Source organism: Pantoea ananatis LMG 2665, from assembly GCF_000710035.2.
GTDB classification, from domain to species: Bacteria; Pseudomonadota; Gammaproteobacteria; order Enterobacterales; family Enterobacteriaceae; genus Pantoea; species Pantoea ananatis.
This window is the reverse complement of the sequence record NZ_JMJJ01000004.1, coordinates 810,430-828,962: the sequence shown is the minus strand read 5'-3', so window position 1 is coordinate 828,962 and position 18,533 is coordinate 810,430. Positions and strand designations below refer to the sequence as shown.

Annotated in this window: 18 protein-coding genes and 3 pseudogenes; 9 read left to right on the top strand and 12 right to left on the bottom strand. The window is 49.0% G+C overall.

Features of this window, described 5'->3' with window-relative positions:
• Positions 1-36: 36 nt before the first annotated feature.
• Positions 37-2,001, bottom strand: a complete 1,965-nt coding sequence (locus EL29_RS05720) for a methyl-accepting chemotaxis protein (protein WP_033765946.1) — start codon at positions 1,999-2,001, stop codon at positions 37-39.
• A gap of 358 nt (positions 2,002-2,359) precedes the next feature.
• Between EL29_RS05720 and EL29_RS05715 the strand changes: the two genes are divergently transcribed.
• Positions 2,360-2,656: a hypothetical protein gene (locus EL29_RS05715; RefSeq protein ID WP_015700469.1), complete on the top strand. Its 297-nt coding sequence runs from the start codon at positions 2,360-2,362 to the stop codon at positions 2,654-2,656.
• A 129-nt stretch (positions 2,657-2,785) separates the two neighbouring features.
• On the opposite strand, the pseudogene EL29_RS23410 reads toward EL29_RS05715, so the two are convergent.
• From EL29_RS23410 to EL29_RS05695, 5 genes and pseudogenes are all read right to left on the bottom strand, one after another.
• Positions 2,786-3,181 (bottom strand): annotated as a pseudogene (locus EL29_RS23410) (transposase); the annotation flags it as partial.
• 83 nt (positions 3,182-3,264) lie between these two features.
• Positions 3,265-4,443, bottom strand: a complete 1,179-nt coding sequence (locus EL29_RS05710) for a Gfo/Idh/MocA family protein (RefSeq protein WP_024471205.1) — start codon at positions 4,441-4,443, stop codon at positions 3,265-3,267.
• A gap of 14 nt (positions 4,444-4,457) precedes the next feature.
• On the bottom strand, positions 4,458-5,381 hold the full coding sequence (locus tag EL29_RS05705; protein WP_028715050.1) for a sugar phosphate isomerase/epimerase family protein: 924 nt from the start codon (positions 5,379-5,381) through the stop codon (positions 4,458-4,460).
• A gap of 18 nt (positions 5,382-5,399) precedes the next feature.
• Positions 5,400-6,845, bottom strand: coding sequence for a sugar porter family MFS transporter (locus tag EL29_RS05700; RefSeq protein ID WP_028715049.1), 1,446 nt, complete (start codon positions 6,843-6,845; stop codon positions 5,400-5,402).
• A 195-nt stretch (positions 6,846-7,040) separates the two neighbouring features.
• Positions 7,041-7,476, bottom strand: a pseudogene (locus EL29_RS05695) (IolE/MocC family protein).
• A gap of 728 nt (positions 7,477-8,204) precedes the next feature.
• Here EL29_RS05695 and EL29_RS23055 point away from each other — a divergent pair.
• Together EL29_RS23055 and EL29_RS05685 are read left to right on the top strand one after the other, a co-directional pair.
• A pseudogene (locus EL29_RS23055) lies at positions 8,205-8,387 on the top strand (hypothetical protein); the annotation flags it as partial.
• Between the two features lie 90 nt (positions 8,388-8,477).
• Positions 8,478-9,656 carry an MFS transporter gene (locus EL29_RS05685; RefSeq protein ID WP_028715047.1) on the top strand — a complete coding sequence of 393 codons (1,179 nt, stop codon included), beginning with the start codon at positions 8,478-8,480 and terminating at the stop codon, positions 9,654-9,656.
• 200 nt (positions 9,657-9,856) lie between these two features.
• Here EL29_RS05685 and EL29_RS05680 read toward each other — a convergent pair whose 3' ends face one another.
• Genes EL29_RS05680 through EL29_RS05670 form a run of 3 tightly spaced genes read right to left on the bottom strand, consistent with a single transcriptional unit; the run spans position 9,857 to position 12,117 of the window.
• Positions 9,857-10,084 carry a non-oxidative hydroxyarylic acid decarboxylases subunit D gene (locus EL29_RS05680; RefSeq protein WP_013025504.1) on the bottom strand — a complete coding sequence of 76 codons (228 nt, stop codon included), beginning with the start codon at positions 10,082-10,084 and terminating at the stop codon, positions 9,857-9,859.
• 9 nt (positions 10,085-10,093) lie between these two features.
• A complete protein-coding gene (locus tag EL29_RS05675) occupies positions 10,094-11,521 on the bottom strand; it encodes a non-oxidative hydroxyarylic acid decarboxylases subunit C (RefSeq protein WP_028715046.1) in 1,428 nt (475 codons plus the stop codon).
• A complete protein-coding gene (locus EL29_RS05670) occupies positions 11,521-12,117 on the bottom strand; it encodes a non-oxidative hydroxyarylic acid decarboxylases subunit B (protein WP_014606031.1) in 597 nt (198 codons plus the stop codon). The genes EL29_RS05675 and EL29_RS05670 overlap by 1 nt, the downstream gene beginning before the upstream one ends.
• Before the next feature lie 195 nt (positions 12,118-12,312).
• Here EL29_RS05670 and EL29_RS05665 point away from each other — a divergent pair, with 195 nt between their 5' ends.
• The 3 genes from EL29_RS05665 (at position 12,313) to EL29_RS05655 (ending at position 13,933) form a co-directional block, all read left to right on the top strand.
• Positions 12,313-12,735 (top strand): MarR family winged helix-turn-helix transcriptional regulator, encoded by a 423-nt coding sequence (locus EL29_RS05665; protein WP_013025501.1) that lies wholly within the window; start codon positions 12,313-12,315, stop codon positions 12,733-12,735.
• Positions 12,736-12,936: 201 nt separating this feature from the next.
• Complete coding sequence (locus EL29_RS05660; protein ID WP_028715045.1) at positions 12,937-13,419, top strand: glutathione peroxidase; 483 nt, start codon at positions 12,937-12,939, stop codon at positions 13,417-13,419.
• A gap of 304 nt (positions 13,420-13,723) precedes the next feature.
• Positions 13,724-13,933 (top strand): DUF6434 domain-containing protein, encoded by a 210-nt coding sequence (locus EL29_RS05655; RefSeq protein WP_028715044.1) that lies wholly within the window; start codon positions 13,724-13,726, stop codon positions 13,931-13,933.
• A gap of 227 nt (positions 13,934-14,160) precedes the next feature.
• Here EL29_RS05655 and EL29_RS05650 read toward each other — a convergent pair whose 3' ends face one another.
• The 3 genes from EL29_RS05650 to yajD all read right to left on the bottom strand — a co-directional run bounded on the left by EL29_RS05650 (position 14,161) and on the right by yajD (position 16,936).
• Entirely contained in the window at positions 14,161-15,192 is a 1,032-nt protein-coding gene (locus tag EL29_RS05650) for a methionine synthase (RefSeq protein ID WP_013025498.1), read from the bottom strand.
• Positions 15,193-15,217: 25 nt separating this feature from the next.
• Positions 15,218-16,201 carry a DUF1852 domain-containing protein gene (locus tag EL29_RS05645; RefSeq protein WP_013025497.1) on the bottom strand — a complete coding sequence of 328 codons (984 nt, stop codon included), beginning with the start codon at positions 16,199-16,201 and terminating at the stop codon, positions 15,218-15,220.
• 387 nt (positions 16,202-16,588) lie between these two features.
• The gene (gene yajD / locus EL29_RS05640; protein ID WP_028715043.1) at positions 16,589-16,936 is read right to left on the bottom strand and encodes an HNH nuclease YajD; all 348 of its coding nucleotides are present in this window, start codon (positions 16,934-16,936) and stop codon (positions 16,589-16,591) included.
• Between the two features lie 97 nt (positions 16,937-17,033).
• Between yajD and EL29_RS05635 the strand changes: the two genes are divergently transcribed.
• The 3 genes from EL29_RS05635 to EL29_RS05625 all read left to right on the top strand — a co-directional run bounded on the left by EL29_RS05635 (position 17,034) and on the right by EL29_RS05625 (position 18,530).
• Complete coding sequence (locus tag EL29_RS05635; protein WP_327203925.1) at positions 17,034-17,351, top strand: VOC family protein; 318 nt, start codon at positions 17,034-17,036, stop codon at positions 17,349-17,351.
• 272 nt (positions 17,352-17,623) lie between these two features.
• On the top strand, positions 17,624-17,971 hold the full coding sequence (locus EL29_RS05630; RefSeq protein WP_235193299.1) for a diaminohydroxyphosphoribosylaminopyrimidine deaminase: 348 nt from the start codon (positions 17,624-17,626) through the stop codon (positions 17,969-17,971).
• Between the two features lie 310 nt (positions 17,972-18,281).
• Entirely contained in the window at positions 18,282-18,530 is a 249-nt protein-coding gene (locus EL29_RS05625; protein ID WP_013025493.1) for a DUF2543 family protein, read from the top strand.
• The last annotated feature ends 3 nt before the right edge of the window (positions 18,531-18,533 follow it).

Genomic DNA, 18,533 nt, shown 5'->3' with positions numbered 1-18,533 from the left:
GCTGGTACAGCGTGGTGATAACGGCTGAGGCGTGCGTTAACGAGAAGCCGAAAGGGTTTGCAGCACTTTCAGCTCGGCCACCGCTTCCTGCATGGCATCCATTCCCGCTGTTAAGGTGCGCAGGCTATCCAGCTGTTTCGCCATACCTGCCCGCTCATGGCGGGTGCGGTCGCTCATCGCCGCTATGGCATCGGCTGCGTGGATACTGCGCTCTGCCATGTCCGTGGCAGTTTGCACGGTGTTTGTCGCCACATTGCGAATGCGGGAAATCGTGCTGACCGCATCGTTGATATTGCTTGCCGTGGCTTCCGCCTGCTCTTTGGAGGATTGCGCCAGACGACGCACTTCTCCGGCGACAACCGCAAATCCCCTGCCCGCCTCACCCGCACGGGCGGCTTCAACAGCCGCATTAAGCGCCAGAATATTGGTCTGGAACGCGATATTGCTGATGCCATGCGTAATGACGTTGATGCCATTGGAGATCGCCTCCAGATCGTCCAACCCGTCGCCTAAGCGGCTCTGTGCCTGCTGGCTCTCTTTGGCGATATCGCTGATAGCGCGGATGCTGCTCTCGGCCATCGTCAACGCCTCGCTCTGGCTCTGGGTTGCCGCCTCAAGCACCGGCAGTGCCTGGACGATAGGCGCTAACTCCTGCTGATAATTCACCACGCGCGCCAGCACACCGGACTGCACCCTGTTCAGCGCCTCCCAGCGACGCAGGGCGCGCTGAGCGTAGTGAGCCGCATAGCTGGCATATTCCACCGGGAATTGCGCCATCGCATTGACGCTGTGATTAAAGAACACCAGCGCAGAGAGCGTCTGGTTGATCGGCACGCCGAGAATCTCACCAAAACTGGAGAAGCCGGCGGCCGGGATCCCTTTAAAGAAATGCGCATCGTGCAGCTTATCGGCATTCCCTACGCGACGCAGTATGCAATCGTTCATCAGAATCGCTGCCGGTTTGCCGTGGCGTTGGGTAAAGGCCTGCCAGTCACGCTGCGTGGCCTGTTTAAAATCGGTTTCACGCATTAAGTAAAGCCGATCGCCAAATTCCAGGTCGCAGAAAAACTGTACACTCTGGCTGTCCATTTTCGCCACGGAACGAATAAAGAAGGCTTCGCCTACCTTGACGGCAAATGTCAGACCTTTAAGCCGCTCGCTTAGCTGCTGTGCGTTGCAGCCAAGATGTTCGGCCAGCGCCTGGGTGAATGGCTGCTGCTGTCCCTGCGCGTTGAACACCGACGTCAACGTACGCTTCACCGGATCGGCCTCTGCAATCAGCCAGCTTTTATTCAGCGGTTCGAAATTCTGGCTTTTGAAGGGTGCGAAGGATTTACCCGCTGCCATTTTGCAGAACACGATAACGGCCTTGCCCTGCAGCACACGACCGCCGATACCCATCCATGTGCCGTCAAAGGTTGCACGTCCTCCTGCGGAGCCACCAATCGCCAGGCATGGAAAGCGCCCGGTGTTATACCAGGCCTGCATCAGAAAGCCTTCTGATGCGGACAGTCCGTCGCAGTAAATCATAGCGAAGGTGCGATCGGCAGAAAGCGGCATGCGCAGCTTCAGTGCGGCCAGTTCATGCTGAATGGCGCTGATGCGATCGGTCGCCGTGTGCGTGTCGTGAAGATGCAAATCGACAATGTGCGTTTCATGCTCCGCTATCAGGTTGCGAGGCAGCCAGAGCCAGCTGCCCTCTTGTCCGTCTCCCTTGCAGTAAGTTGTCTGCTTGCCGCTGGCGCTGAGCGCCCCGTTCGAGGAGAGCGTAATGACGGTCAGATCCGCCGATGTTAAACGTTGCCATGCCTGACTGACCTTCTGAAAATCTGCCTCTGGCGGTACAAACGTCAGCAAAATACCCGCAGCACGTTTGCTTAGGCCTGCAGCAGAGAGCGATGCAGGTAAGCTTTCACAGTGAAAGATCCCATCGGCGGGCCGAGCGGCCCCTGCAAAACGGGAACCGGTTAAGCTTCTGGTCATTGTCTTAATGACAGACATATTGTTATTTCCATTGTAATTAAAAGGAATGCACGTACTGGTGTTGTAAAAAAGAGGGCCAAATGCTGCGCCGGTATGACCAGCACGCATGAGCCCTCTTCAGCCCCAAAAATGAGCTGAGCATGCGTTATCGACTCACGCGGCCATAGCTTCAGCGATTACCGGGATTATTATTAGCGATGCGTGCGGGTAAGCGTTTGCGTTTGATGTCCGTCAGGTACAGAGAAAGTTTGCGCCAGTTTAAAAGAATGAACGTCGGCTCAGAGCGAGAAGTGGTCTTTTGTTAATTTTCCAGAAATGAAGTGGGTATGCTTTGACTTTCCGCCTTGATGAACACCTTCACAACAGGATGGACAAGATGAAACAGGTCAGGATTTATACACTCAAAGACAGCCAGTCAGCAGAAATTTATTTTCACAAACACTGGCCCCGACACAGGATTTCTCTTTCTGCTTTTGATATTTATGTCAATGATGTCTATCTGGGAGAAAACTGTCAGGTCATTGCAACAGTGACCTATCAGGAGGGAGCCGATATACAGGCTATCAATCAGAAATACATGAGCAGCGAGGCGTTCATGTCAGATATGAAAGGTTTCGACATGTCTTCAATCCTCCGGGTGGACGAAATCACCATTAAAGAAACACTTTTCTGACCATGCGACGTTCACAGTCAACTGAGGCGTTCCCTTTTTAGCCTCTGAAATTTGTACACCGCAACTCAGTCGCCCTTATCGCGGTGTTCAGACAGAAAGCAATTGATCGGTTCACTTCTGGCTGTGAGTTCAATCAACGGATGAAACACATTGGTCAAAACGCTCTCCGGGGAATTCAGAGCCTGGCGCATTTCCCGGCCTTTCGCTGAGCTGCCTGACAACAGGGTTTAATCTTTGCCAGGGGGGAACAGATGCGTCGCTTCCTTTTGGAAAGTGTTGTCTGAGGGATCTGTTCGTCATTTCATTTGAGCCACATCGCGCGGGAGCTTAGGGATCACAGACCTAAATCTGGATGTCTGTTTCTACAGTAAATCGGGTGCGGCGGGTTGGTTCGGCGCGCCGCTCCCGTGTTTATGTTTTATAACGCTCGAAAGCTCATTTCCGGGCTTGTTTGATGAGGGCAGATATCACCGTTAAGGCCTTGTTGTCTCTGATACAGGTGGGGATTACTAAGCGGGAGTGGCGTTATGAGAGGGTAAGAATACTGGTGGTTTTAAGCCCTCACCCATTACCTGGCCACTTGCCACAGTGGCCAGGTACGTTAATGATTACTTAATATTGAAATCAATCCATTCACCGCCCGCATCAGCAGATTTGACGCAGTGCTCTACCCAGTTCACACCGATCTGACCGGCGTGCACATCGGGATACCAGAATGATTCCAGGAATTTCGCGTCGCCACGATCGGTTGCATCCATTGCAATCGCAAAGCGGCGATAAAGATTAGACCATGCTTCAAACAATCCTTCCGGGTGTCCACCCCCGATGCGATCGTCAGCCAGAGCCTGCGAACTGAGATAAGGCATTCCGCGCTCAAGGATCCGAACAGGCTCCCCCTGGATTTCATAGCGAAGCTGGTTAGGTTGCTCATCCCACCACTCCAGGCTTGCCTTCGAACCCACAACACGAATTTTCTGACCATGCATAGAACCGCAGTTCACCGCTGAGCACCACATAGAACCCACCGCACCGTTGTCATATTCCATCAGCACATAGGCGTTATCTTCCAGCGGTGCGCGGGATTTGACAAAGCTCTGCCGCGAGCACAGCAACCGTGTGATGCTCAATTGAGGCAGCATTGTTTCAGCCAGAAACAGCGGATGGGTAGCCAGATCGCCCAGAACATAACCTGGCCCGACATATTTAGGGTCCACGCGCCAGCGGGTGGAAGGATTGTCCAGTTCTACTGCTTCTGCATGAAAACCGTGCGCGAAGGACATGTTAATGATACGGATATCACCGAGCAGCCCTTCCTCGATCATCTGCCGCGCCTGCAAAATTAATTGATGCCCTGCATATCCATATGTGACACCAATGATTTTTGTATGGGTTCTGCATAACGCCGCAAGAATGCTTGCTTCCTCGCCGGTAAAACAGAGCGGCTTTTCGCAAATCACATGCAAACCGGCTTCCAGTGCAGCTTTGCATATAGCAAAGTGTGTATTGTTTGGGGTGGCAATTGAGACAGCTTCAATGCCATCTTCACGACTCGCCTCTTCCCGGAACAGGGTTGCATAATCGGGATAGCATCGATCTTCTGCAATACCGAGTTGAACACCAAAGGCTTTACCTCGTTCAGCATCAATATCTAATACGCCTGCCAGTAAAGTGAATGCGTTGTCTCTTAAGGCTGCAGAACGATGAATATAACCAATCTGGCTTGTGCCACCTCCCCCAACCATTCCCCAACGAACAGATCTGTTAAGCGGTTTTAGTCCGTTAATCATAATGTTATCTCCGGTTAGAAGCCGACTGATTTTAGCCACTTAAGACTTTCGGTCACATCGTGTAGACTGCCATCAGCCTGGCGTGGATCGCGTTCCTGCTCAATCGTGATCCAGCCTTGATAATTCAGGTCGTTAAGGAGTTTCTTAATTGCGGGATAATCAATTGCCCCTTTGCCAATGGGGCACATTACGCCTTCTGCACATGCGGCAAAGAAATCCAGTCCACGCTTGAGTACATCTTTATGGACACTTTCGTTCACATCTTTGAAATGAATATAATCAAGGCGATCGAAATAACTCTCAAGCCAGCTTACAGGGTCCATGCCAGAATAATAAAGGTGCCCTGTATCCAGACATAACCCAGCAACTGAATGCGGTATATCCTCAGCAATTTTGATAATTTCATCTGAGAACTCAATACATCCCCCCGCATGCGGATGAATTACCGGACGAACACCGTATTCACTCCAGGCCAGAGAACTTATTTCTTTAATATGTGAGACCATGCGCTGCCAGTCATCAGCACTCAGGCGAGGTGCTTTATCTGAATGTCCGGCATAACGAGCGCGTTCTTCATTACCAAAATCAATAATCACCAAATATGGCGCGGGATAATTAGAGCTGTGATCTTTCACCGCAGTGGGTATTTTAGAAAGATTTCGACACAGATTATGCGTCAACTCAATCATGTTATCAAAATTACTGTCACTGACTAAATCATCAAAAATTGTACCCGCCACGATTGAAAGCGAGGCCTTATTTAAGGCTTCCGTCAGTTTGACCGGATCCGTTGGTAAATATGTCCACGGTCCGAGTTCAATACTTTTATAACCCGCCTGATTTGCCTCACTGAGAACTTTTTGCCAGGGCGGCAGAAACGGATTTTTAGGATCATCAACTCCCCAACTGCAAGGTGCATTAGCAATATGAATAGTCATAATTACGTCCTTACTATATTAATTTTTTATATCACTGGTCGTGACGGATACAGAATTTTTATTGATAAGGGCATTCATGAGTTCTTCGACTTTCTCGAGTGCCACACCTTTTGTTTCCGGAATGTAGCGTTTTACGAACCACCAGGATATCAGGCAGGATACTGAGAACAGCAGCAGCGGGAATCCACCGTGGAATTTTTCACGCAGCCATGGATTATCATTGATAATCGGGAAAACCTGGCTAATGATAAAGTTGGATACCCACATTGAGGCATAAGCGATCCCCATGCCCATTGCGCGAAGGCGGTTAGGCAGAATTTCGCCCACCACGGTCCAGGCGATTTGCGACCATGTTAAGCCAAAGATGAACATGAAGCCTAACAGGCCGATGATTGAGGCATAGCCTTTAATACCAAAATAGAAAGTCAGGAAGGTAAGCGCCAGACAGATGAAGGTGCCGAAAGAGCCAGTCAGCAGTAAAATACGGCGTCCGACACGATCAACAAAGACAATACCGACAAGCACGCCCAGGAACTGCAACGCCGCTAGCCAGGTGACCATAAACATGGCTTCTTCCATGCTGCTTGTGACATTCATCAACAAGGTTGGCCCAAAGTACTGAATAACGTTGATGCCGGTGAACTGGTTGAATACGGCAATCATTGACGCAATGATGATGAACATCTTCGCGTTACGTGTTAACCCCTTTATCGAAGGTACATTTTTTACAGATGTCGTTACTGAATCAGTATTAAAAGATGCTTTAATTTCATTAAATAAATTCGAGGCATGCGTAGGGTTGGAGATGCGAGTCAAGGTTTTCATCGCTTCGGCATCACGATTTTTCATTATATTCCAGCGAGGAGACTCCGGAATAAAAGCCATAAACATTAAATACAGGAAGCAAGGAATAACACCAAATCCAAGCATATAACGCCAGCCAACCGTCACCAGCCAGGTTTCATCTGCTCCTTTGGCGATCAAATAATTGACGATCAGCACCAAAACCTGTCCACCAACGAAAAAGACCATATTCATTGCGACAACGCGGCCGCGATAATTCCTTGGTGCAACTTCCGTCATATAAATAGGTGACACAACCGATGCCAGTCCAATGCCGAATCCGCCCAGAATACGGAAGATAATAAACATCGTAAAGTCGGTGGCTAATGCCATGCCCGCTACAGAAACCAGCATAAAGAATACTGTTATAGTCAGGGCTTTTTTTCTGCCATAATTATCGGCAAGTTTACCGGCGAGCCATGCGCCTAATACGCAGCCGATAACGATACTTGATACCGCCCAACCGGTCTGCGATGGCGTTAAACTAAAATGTCTGTTGAGAGGCTCAATAACACCTGAAATAACGGAAGTATCATACCCTTGTAACAGGCCACCCAATGCTGCCACGGTGCAGATCGCCATAACATAGGCGAGATTATATTTCTTCTCTTTCGTACTCATACGGTTACCTTTGCGTTTAATTCACACAGTTTGACTGAGTGAAGTCATATAATGACTGTTTTGAATTTGCGTAGATAATGAAATAGAAACGTAAAAGACAAACAATGTTAAACTGTCATTCTTAATATGTAGCCTCCAGAAAATCAGGCATGGATACGCCGCACACAAAAAATCCCTCCGGCGCTGATGTCATCTTTATGATTGACCTAAAAGTTCTCTTTCGATAATCCTGCGCGTTTCGACGGCCTGTGAGTTCATTTTTTCCGGATATCATAATAGTGATGCGGTAATAATGGATTCACCGCCGACTTCGAATTTTCGATTTGCAAAATTCATTTCACGTAATACGCGAAAAATCCACTTCACCTTCGCCAATGCCCCTATGCTGGTGAATTGTGGCATTAACATCTGGCGGATTAACGATGAAGGAAGAGAGTGCCACCCCGTACTGATTCAGTGCACGTTTATACTCGCTCATCAACGCTCTGGAAGCTCGGGGATGTTTACAGAACGGGTTGATACGCGGATGCGGGGATTGTTCAATATATTTATAATCCCACTCAGAAACCTGACGAATCATGCCGGTTATTGATAAATGCTTAATGACGTCAACATCAAAAGCGACTTTCATTATCCCTTTCTCCTTCTGAATAAATCAGTAGTGACAGGCCTGGCCATTTCTTTTCGCCAGCATATCGGCAATAGCGCGAATGCTCTCTTTTGCGATACCCGGCTTGGGCACCAGCGACATGCCATCTCCTCTCTTTTCGTGACTGACAGACAGCGATGCCCCCTCGCTCTCCTCCAGGCGCCCGACCTGAACCCAACACATATCCCTGCCCAAAAATAGCGAAAATGCCTTTAACGAATGTCTTCGCGTTGCCATCTACTTCAATGTATTGATTATCAATGAGCTGAACGCATGCCTGGGCCATAGTCAATCTGATGGTTTCCATTCGATCCGCCTGCCAGTTTCAAGGTTGTTCACCAGCGAACGCAGATAAGGAATGGCATGCAGGTAATGGATTAACAGGATTATGAAACAAACAATCGAAACATCAACACATTTAAAATTCATCTTCCATTTTTGGGAAGACGATCTCAAAAAGGAATATTTAAGCCGTAAATGCTCTTTACATGAAATATTTATTTTGCAATCAAAAAAATTACATACGCATGATTTATAATGAATATAAACCAACAAAAAGGCAATCGCAGACGGGTAATGAGTGATTTCAATTACATGCAGCATTAAAATTTTAAATCCATTTAAGTTGAAAATGGAATTTTAAATCTCTAACATTCATGTTGAACATCGTGGTTTATCCCTCTTTTATACACAGTCGAAGGTATCCCGTTATGGTCAGGAGACCAAAAAAATCAGATGTCATTTACCCTGGCCGTATCGCTGTAGATCCCGACGGACAGCTAACTGGCGCTTGTCTGGAAGACATAAGTACATTCTCTAACGCTTCAGGTGGCTCTTCAGGCAACGCCGCCTATGGCACAGCGATTCAAGGGCTGCGCTCAGGCATGCAAGCGATCGCCCTGCGACTCACGCGTAAGCCTGTATTTGGCCCTGATCAACATTCAGGGCCATTCAGTAAAAAATCATTTTTCTGGTGAATGCCAATGCGTTTATCTACGGCTGTATTCAACGATCGCCAGTCAACCTTGCACGTGTTACGTATCAGTTTCGCCATGTTTTTTGCCTACATGACCATTGGGCTCTCCCTGACGGTCGTTCCTCTCTATGTCCATAATATTCTTGGTTACAGCGACACCCTGGTTGGATTAGTCATGGGATGTCAGTTTGTCGCAACGCTGCTGACGCGCGGGATCGCGGGACGTAATGCAGATGAACGTGGCGCAAAACAAGTGATGCATATGGGGTTGGCGGTTAGCACACTTTCCGGCCTTATGCTGCTTGTGGCGGACAGGGTCGCTCACTTTCCTTTCCTGACGTTATTCTTCCTTTTTGCCGCCCGGATACTGTTGGGCATCAGTGAAAGCCAGATCCTGACAGGGAACCTGGCATGGGGGCTGGGTTTGAGTGGCGACAAAAAAGGGGGGCGAGTCATGTCATGGAACGGGATAGCCACATATGGTGCTCTGGCAGCAGGCGCGCCTTTTGGCCTTTATCTCTTTCACTATTATGGATTTTGGGCAATTGGCCTTTGTACCGTCATGCTGCCTGTTATTGCCTTTACGCTGAATGCTGCCGTTCCCGCTGTCATCCCCTCACATGGCGTTCGCCTGCCTCTGTGGTCCGTTGTCGGCAAAATCTGGCGTCCAGGGCTGGCTCTTGCACTTCAGGGCATTGGTTTTGCTGTTCTCGGTACGTTTGTCTCCCTTCATTTTAACCAGCAGCACTGGGCGAACGCGGGACTGGCATTAACAGCGTTTGGCGCGATGTTTATCGCTGTACGCCTCATTTTTAGTCATTTCCCGGACCGGTTTGGCGGCAAAACTGTCGCAATTTTTTCGCTTTTAACTGAAAGCCTGGGGTTGCTGACATTGGGTACAGCATCCACACCAATGCTCGCTTTGATTGGAGCAGGCATGACCGGTGCCGGATGCTCTTTAATCTTTCCCTCGCTGGGTGTTATCGCCTTGCGTCATTCTCCTCCGCAAACAAGAGGAACGGCATTAGGTGGCTATGCCGCTTTTCAGGACATCGCCTATGGGCTTAGTGGCCCCCTTGCAGGTTTGATCGCGGTTGCAGCCGGTTATCCGATGGTCTTCCTGTTGGCGGGTGGATGTAGCATTGCGGGCGTCATTTTTGTAGCCCTTTTCATCAAGAATGAATGAGAAGCATGAAAATTTTTCTCATGACAGACCTGCTGTTCAGTAAGCAAAATCCAGGAGATCGGGGCATGTTTAACCTGTGACGCCAGAAAAGGCAGATTAGGTTTGATATTTGGCATCTCAAGGCAGGACGTTAACAATGTGATTTTTTAACGTGGCAAATCATGCATAGCGGGCCTGGCCTGGACCCGCCAGAAAGTAAGTTACTTAGCTAACAGAGGAGGGACAGACGGGACTTCCGGCGCATTATCAATATCACGTTGAGTCATCCGGAAGGCTTCAGGATAATGTTCCCGCTCCGTTCTTCGGGCTGGCTCTGTATTGCGCCATGTGTACAGGCAATGCTGACACTGATGCACCGTCCATATCCCCTCAACTGGGGATGTTGCCATGATTTCAATGTGTTCATCAGCACAACGTGGACAAATCATATTTTCTCCTTAACCGCGATTTGATAACAGGGACGTTAACTTCTCAACCCAGATTGAAGTTTCTGGCAGGTCTTTTACCGGCTGACTGTAGTGGCCGCGGGTATCCGGTGCCACGGGAGTCGTCGCATCGATCACAAGTTTATCCGTGATTCCCGCAGGGCTGGAACCCGGGTCCAGTTCCAGTACGGACATGTTTGGCAGTTGAACGAGATCGCCTTGCGGATTGACCTTTGAAGACAGCGCCCACATCACCTGAGGCAGGTTAAAGGGATCGACATCCTCATCGACCATGATCACCATCTTGACGTAGCCCAGACCATGCGGGGTTGTCATCGCCCGTACGCCTACAGCACGGGCAAATCCACCATAACGTTTCTTTGTAGAAATAATGGCCAGTAATCCGTGTGTATACATTGCATTTACAGCCTGCACCTCAGGGAAATCCGCTTTCAGCTGTTGATACAAAGGGACACAGGTTGCCGGGCCCATCAGATAATCAATTTCGGTCCAGGGCATTCCCAGATACAATGACTCGAATATTGGCTTAGTGCGGTAGGAGACCTTATCAATCCGTACAACGGTCATATTGCGACCGCCGGAATAATGGCCGGTGAATTCGCCAAACGGTCCTTCAATCTCACGTTTGCGCCCTTCTATCACGCCTTCAAGAATGACTTCCGATCCCCACGGCACATCAAAGCCGGTCAGAGGCGCGGAGGCGATGGGGTACGGGCTTTCACGCAGCGCACCTGCCATCTCATATTCTGACTGGTCGTATTTCAGCGGCGTGGCGCCCATCAATGTAATAATGGGGTCATTACCCAGCGTAATAGCCACTGGCAGATCGTCGCCGCGTTCTTCGGCCTTATGGAGATGAAGTGCAATGTCATGCATCGGCACGGGCTGTAGCCCGAGTTTACGTTTACCTTTCACCTCCATCCGGTAAATGCCGACGTTTTGCTTACCGAAATGTTCTGGATCAAGCGGGTCACGTGATACTACGCAGGCCTTATCAAGATAGAAACCGCCGTCGCCGTCGTTCAGGCGGAACAGGGGAAGGATGTCGAAGAGATTGATCTCTTCACCATCAACGGTATTTTCTGACCAGGGCGCATTGTCGCGCCGCTCTGTTGCCACAGGAAAAGTGTCCCAGCGACGAATGAATTCATCTATCTGCTGTTTCACTGGGGTATTCATTGGGAGGCCCAGTGAAATTGCATGGTTTTGCCAGGAACCAATAGTGTTCATCACAACATGAGCATGATTGAACCCCTTTATTTTTTTGAATGAGATTGCCGGTGCACCTTCACCAATTCGGCCTGTAGCATTAGCGGCCGCGCCAATATCAGGTTCGGGTAAAACCTCTTCATCAATCTCAAGAAGCTGCCCCTGCTCGTCCAGAGCCTTAAGGAAGCTACGTAGGTCATCAAAAGCCATTATTTACTCTCCATACTCAGGGATTTCTTAGAATTGTTCAGGCCTTTCCAGCGATTTGCCTTTGGCGAGGCAATCCCAAACTGGTCGAGAACACGAGAAACGACATGATCGATCACATCATCAATTACTGCGGGGTGGTTATAAAAAGCGGGCATGGGCGGAACCATGGATACGCCAAGACGGGAAAGGGCTAGCATATTTTCCAGGTGAATGGTGCTTAGAGGCGTCTCTCTGGGGACCAGCACAAGTTTTCTGCCTTCTTTAATGACGACATCAGCAGCCCGTCCAATAAGGCCTTCCGCGTATCCCATGCGAATTCCCGCTAAGGTTTTCATACTACAAGGAATAATGACCATCCCATCGGTGTGAAAAGAACCTGACGAGAGAGTAGCGGCCTGGTCGGACGGGCCATACACAACATCAGCCATGCTCATCACCTCACGCGATGAAAAAGGCGTTTCGAGTTCAATTGTGGTTTTAGCCCACTTGCTCAAAATCAGATGAGTTTCAACCTCTTTGATTTCCTGCAAAATGCTGAGCAGAGCCACCCCTAAAGGGGCACCTGTTGCTCCCGTCATACCGATTACAATTCTCATCTGACTTCCTTGCAAATAACGTTCGTGTACGAATGAAATTAACGGTAATCTACTCAAACCCATAAAGTCAATTGATTTCCATGGTTACTATTTTTAGTGTGACCTTTTGTATCTGGTGATAAAGAATGTTTAACGGTGGGATAATGATTTAACATTAACTAAATACGAGGATGACAGAGCCAGAGAAAAGTTAATATGAACAATGACTTGAGCAACCTTTTCTTCCATTTGACGAGGCAACTTCTACAGGAACATACCGCCCTGTGGCAGGAAGCGATGCCCTTTCTGACAAAGCAGCAGTATGCTGTTCTTTCAGCCGTTCATGCTAAACCGGGAATCGAACAACTGGAATTAACAGAGGCGGCGTTAAGTTCGAAGGCTACGCTGGCAGAATTGCTGGTTCGCATGGAACATAAAGGTCTGATACAACGTGAAGAAGGAAAAAAAGACAAACGTCGTAGATTTGTTACGCTTACCGATCAGGGTGAAGAGATGCTTAACACTGCATCACCGATTGCTGAAAGCGTTGATTCACATTTTCTGAACAGGTTAGAAGACCATGAGCAAAAGGAAATCATAAGCCTTCTTAAAATCATGTTAAAAAAACAGGCTTCCTGAAAGCATCCCGTTATTCTTCAGAAACAGATTTAATGGCAGGGTTGTGCCTTGATCGGGCATGATTCACGCAACGCTGAGTAAATCAAAGGTCGGCGGGTCACTGAAATGACAGAGAAAACAGCGCTGGTTGACGGGGCGAAGCAAGAAACCGTCTGAGTGCTCATCTTTGCCCTGACTAACACGCACTTTAAGGATTTCAGCATGACCACTTTTCATCAACTCAACGCCACCAGCCTGAATGGCCAGCACATCTCGATGGCCGACTATGCTGGCAAGCTGGTTCTGGTGGTGAATACCGCCAGCCATTGTGGATTCACTCCACAATATGCAGGTCTTGAAGCACTCTACAAAAAGTACGCTGCGCAGGGGCTGGTGGTACTGGGTTTCCCTTGCAACCAGTTCGGTAAGCAGGAACCGGGCAGTGCCGACGACATCGCGCAGACCTGTCACATTCACTACGGTGTGAGCTTCCCCATGTTCGAAAAAGTAGAGGTTAACGGCCCCGGAACGCATCCGCTATTTCGTTACCTGAAAGCGGAGTTACCCGGTGTGCTGGGTGAGCGGATTAAATGGAACTTCACTAAGTTTTTGATCGGACGCGACGGCAAACCACTCAAGCGTTTTGCACCCATCGCTACGCCGGAAAAAATGGAAGCCACCCTCCTGGCGGCACTTGAAAGCTAACCAGGGAGGTCAAATTTATCCTTGGCCATTTTCTACAAACTGATGCTATCCAGACTGGATTACCCTTTACTGATCGCTCGCAACGTCTTTTAACGCTATAACGTTGCTCATTACGCAAAGAGCCGGTCGCTTAATAAAAAGCATGCCCTTCTCTTGGGCAGGGATGGCAGGGATGTTGCTATATCCTGTCCTCAGCGCGCAAAACCGGTATCCATTCATTTTTAATGCCACTATCCAGCACTGAAGCGTAATCGGCCAGGCGCGACGATTTTCGCCTTTACCACGTGTTACTTGAGGCAAGCGGATGAACATTGACTGGCACAGCGCAGAACTGACGCGCATGACGATCGTGGATAAAAACTATAAAAATACGCAGAATGTGCGTCGCTTTATAGTTGCACAGTGCGGAGAACGTTTCCGGTTCGATCGGGATTTTATGGCCTGGATACGCAATGACATTCCCAAAAACCTGGGAGAGGTGGTGGATGAGTGGAAGCGCAGAAAGGCTGGCTGACACTCACAATCTGTTCATCCCCTCTCCTTTTTGCTTTCGGGCATCTGTCCGGGCACCGTTTACGTCCACACCTTATGCCAGCGCGTGAAAATAACGGCCAGCAGGCGTACGCGGCGGTTATTTTATTGCGGCTTTACAGAGCCAAGCCTGACTGGGTGACAAAAAAGGCCCGATCGCCGATCGGGCCTTTGCTCATACACAGGTCATTCACCGAATGTCTGACGCCGTTATTTCGACAGCAGTTCTTTACGGATGATTTCTGCACCGGCGCTGAGGGCACTCAGCTTGCCCCGGGCAACCTGACGGGATAACGGCGTCATGCCACAGTTGGTAGAGGGATAAAGCTTATCGGCATCCACAAACTGAAGGGCTTTACGCAGCGTATCGGCCACTTCTTCAGGGGTTTCGATCGCGTTGGTTGCCACATCAATGGCCCCGACCATCACTTTTTTACCGCGAATCAGTTCGATAAGATCCATCGGCACGCGAGAGTTTTGGCATTCCAGCGAGATGATATCGATGTTCGACTTCTGCAGCTTAGGGAAGACTTCTTCATACTGACGCCATTCGGTTCCGAGCGTCTTTTTCCAGTCGGTGTTGGCTTTGATGCCGTAACCGTAGCAAATGTGCACAGCGGTTTCGCACTTAAGCCCTTCAACGGCGCGTTCCAGGGCGGCAATGCCCCAGTCATTCACCTCATCGAAAAACACGTTAAATGCCGGTTCGTCAAACTGGATAATATCGACACCCGCCGCCTCAAGTTCCTTCGCTTCCTGGTTAAGAATTTTGGCAAATTCCCAGGCCAGTTTTTCGCGGCTCTTGTAATGGTTGTCATACAGCGTATCGATCATGGTCATGGGACCCGGCAGCGCCCATTTGATCTGTTTATTCGTCAGCTGACGTAAAAATTTGGCATCTTCAACGAAGACCGGCTTCTGACGGGCCACTTCACCCACCACACTCGGCACGCTGGCATCATAACGATTACGGATTTTGACGATCTCGCGTTTTTCAAAATCCACACCGCTTAGGTGTTCAATAAAGGTGGTCACAAAGTGTTGGCGCGTTTGCTCACCATCGCTGACGATATCGATACCGGCGCGATCCTGATCGTCCAGAATCAAACGCAGTGCGTCTTTCTTGCCATCGATTAATTCTTCATTTTCCAGTTTCCAAGGCGACCACAGTGTTTCAGGTTGCGCAAGCCAGGACGGTTTTGGCAGGCTTCCCGCCGTGGAAGTCGGTAACAAAGTTTTCATAACAGGTAACCTTATACTGAGTTAATCAAAGAACGTAATTAGCAGACCATTGCTCAAGAACATTTTTGTAGGGTTTGATGAAGTTCTTCTCGGTAAACTTCCCTTGTTCAATAGCCAGATGGCTACGCTCTTCTCGGTCGTAAACAATTTGCGTTAAAGAATAATCCCGATGGCTCAGGCTCGGTTGATATTCAATACCAGCCGGCGAGTTTGCATTATAGATCTCAGGGCGATAAATCTTCTGGAACGTTTCCATCGTACTGATGGTGCTGATGAGTTCGAGATTAGTGTAATCACGCAGCAAATCACCCGTAAAATAGAACGCCAGGGGCGCAACGCTGTTTTCAGGCATAAAATAGCGCGCATGTAATCCCATCTTGCTGAAGTATTTATCGGTCAGCGAGTATTCATCCTGCTGGTACTCAATGCCCAGTACCGGGTGACGGTTGCCGGTGCGGACATAGGTGTTTTTGCTTGAAACACTCAGGCAGATCACCGGTGACTTGCTAAAATTCGCCTTGTAAGCCTCTGATTGCAGGAAGCATTTGAAGATATTGCCATGCAGCTCGCCAAAGTTTTCCGGGATAGTAAACACCGGATTATTTTTGTTGTGCTCTGACAGCAAGACGCTGAAGTCATAGTCACGCACGTAAGAAGAGAAGTTGTTCCCCACAATGCCTTCAATACGTTCGTCGGTTTTTTTATCGACGATACTGGTTTTCAATATTTCGATAACCGGGAAAGCATCGCGATTATTTTCCACATTGATATTCATCTCAACGGAAATGATCTCAAGCTCGACAGAATAACGGTCCCCTTTCGGGTTATCCCAGTGCGCCAGGGAATTAAAACGATTATCCATCATCACCAGGGCGTTACGCAGGTTTTCCTGGCGGTTCTTGCCACGGGCCAGGTTAGCGAAGTTGGTCGTGATGCGGGTGTTTTCTGACGGATTGTAATTCTCATCAAAAACACTGCTCTTAATCGTAAAGGTGAAATTGTTATTCATCGTGTCTGGATCCTGAATTCTGATGTAAAAACTGCGTTATTTGCCAGACCGGCCTGCTTGTCTCGTCTGCTTCACAGTTTTTAACGCGCCTGCAATCAATAAGCATATTTTATGCCAGAGTCGTAACATGAGTGAAAGCGACTTAATTTCACATTAACATGAGCCTTCTTCATGGTGGTCCTTCCGTTGCTGTACGAACCCCTGCCCACACTGTGGCTGGTGGGCATGGGGAGCGCAACGTGCAGAGTAAAATAAGGCCTGCCGGGCTGACAGAACGCGGCTAACACTCGGCAGGACGCCTCTCTCCTGCCCTGTTCCAAACGCTGCCAGATGTCAGCACCTGCCATCGTCATGCATAAAGACAAGACGCAACAGGATGGCCAGCGGTTATTTCTTTTTGGTGAGCATCGACTTTAGATCGGCAAAGGGATTGTAGGTGGCGGCCCCCACATCATCCTGCGCATCCTCGCCAGCCACAACGGATTTGCCGTACTGATCGGCTTCCGTATACTTTGAGTGTTCGTGATCATGGCAGTACAGGCACAGCAGCTCCCAGTTACTGCCGTCTGGCGGATTATTGGTGTGGTCGTGATCGATGTGGTGAACCGTTAATTCCCGCAGGTTTGAATAAACAAACTCCCGCGAGCATCGCCCACAAACCCACGGATAGATTTTTAATGCTTTTTCACGATAGCCACTTTCCAGCCGCGAGTAGTTTTTGGGGATCAGAGCCATGACCGACGTTACCTGTATGATGAGATTTTTTCACTTGTGGTTGCAGCAGGCTAACCTGCTTATCGGATGACTTCAAGTTGTATGCTGGGTCCGTTTTTTGCCCGTTTTTCCCGCCGCCTACCTGTTCCGTTCAGCGCTAAAGCCAGAAGCACATTTCCTGTCTGTTGAGCAATGCCTGGGTGCGATAACGATATGCGTGCTGGATAAAGGTGACCGTCAGGAAAGCTTTATTGGTAATCAATGCGGCGGCAGAGTGTTCCTGTTCCTGCAGAGCAATGATTTCTGGCACGACTACCAAGCCATGAAAGCGAAAGGTGTGACGTTTTGTGAGGAACCACGAGAGGAAGAGTATGGGCTGGTTGTGGTATTTGAAGACCTCTATGGTAACCGTTGGGATCTTTACCAGAACAGGTAAACCAAAACGACAGGCCTGTAAAACAGGAAACAGAGGTTCACAAATAAGGGCTGCCATCTGGCCTTGTGATGTGATTACCCATACTCAATGCGGTGGTTCAGTTTCCTTAATCGCTGGACATCGATGACAGGGGCCATAAATATGGATGTCTTCTGATCCCAGAGCTTCAGCAGATAAAGGCATTATGGAAGAAAAGCTAAAATTTATGATGTTGGCGCTGGAGTACTCCCGCAAGGCATTACCCGAATGCAGACCCAATCCCTGTTGGATGCGTGATCGTTCATGACGGCGAGTTCGTTGCTAAGGGGTTTACACAACCGCCAGGCCAACACCATGCCGAGATCGACGCGATCGCAAAACTTACCTTCCCCATTAGCGAATGTGAAATATATGTCACGCTTGAGCCCTGCTCTTTTCAGGGCAGAACGCCTTCGTGTGCTTTAACAATTGCAGAGCTAAAGCCAAAACATATTTATATTGCCATGGACGATCCGCACCCGAAGAACAGGGGAGCGGGACGCACTATTTTAAAAAAGGCAGGCATCAGCTTTACATCAGGCATCGGAAAGCAGGCGGTCGAGAGGTTTATTTTTCCCTATCTGGACACGTCTTCGTCATAAACATCACTTTTATCGCCGCATTGGGATCTCAGCGGGACGTTATCCCATCATCATCCCGACATTTTCCTCGTGATGGCACTTACCGCATGGCCAGAACGGCCCGGCTTCGTCCCTAGCCAATAATCTGTTCTATGGGCACGCGCAGCTCACTCTGGTTAATGCATGAACGGACAAATAAGCGGATGCCCGCACGCTTGTTAATTTTCCCGCCCCCCGCCGCTGACTGGCAGAAAAATCGCGAGATGAATGTTATGATTAACCCATTCTATTCAGTCACAAAAGACACAGGTGCTAACCCTGAGGGCAAGATATGAACAACGAAGTCTCACTGAAATACTATGACATTGCCGATGAGTATTCGTCAGAAACGGAAACGCCGGTAAGCGAATCCGAGCGTGACGCCCTGGCACACTATTTCCAGTTGCTGATTGGCCGTTTAATGAATAACGAAGAAATCAGTGAAGAAGCGCAGAAAGAGATGGCCGTTGAAGCGGGCATTAATGAACAACGCATTGATGAGATCGCCACCTTCCTGAATCAGTGGGGCAACGAAGACTAATTC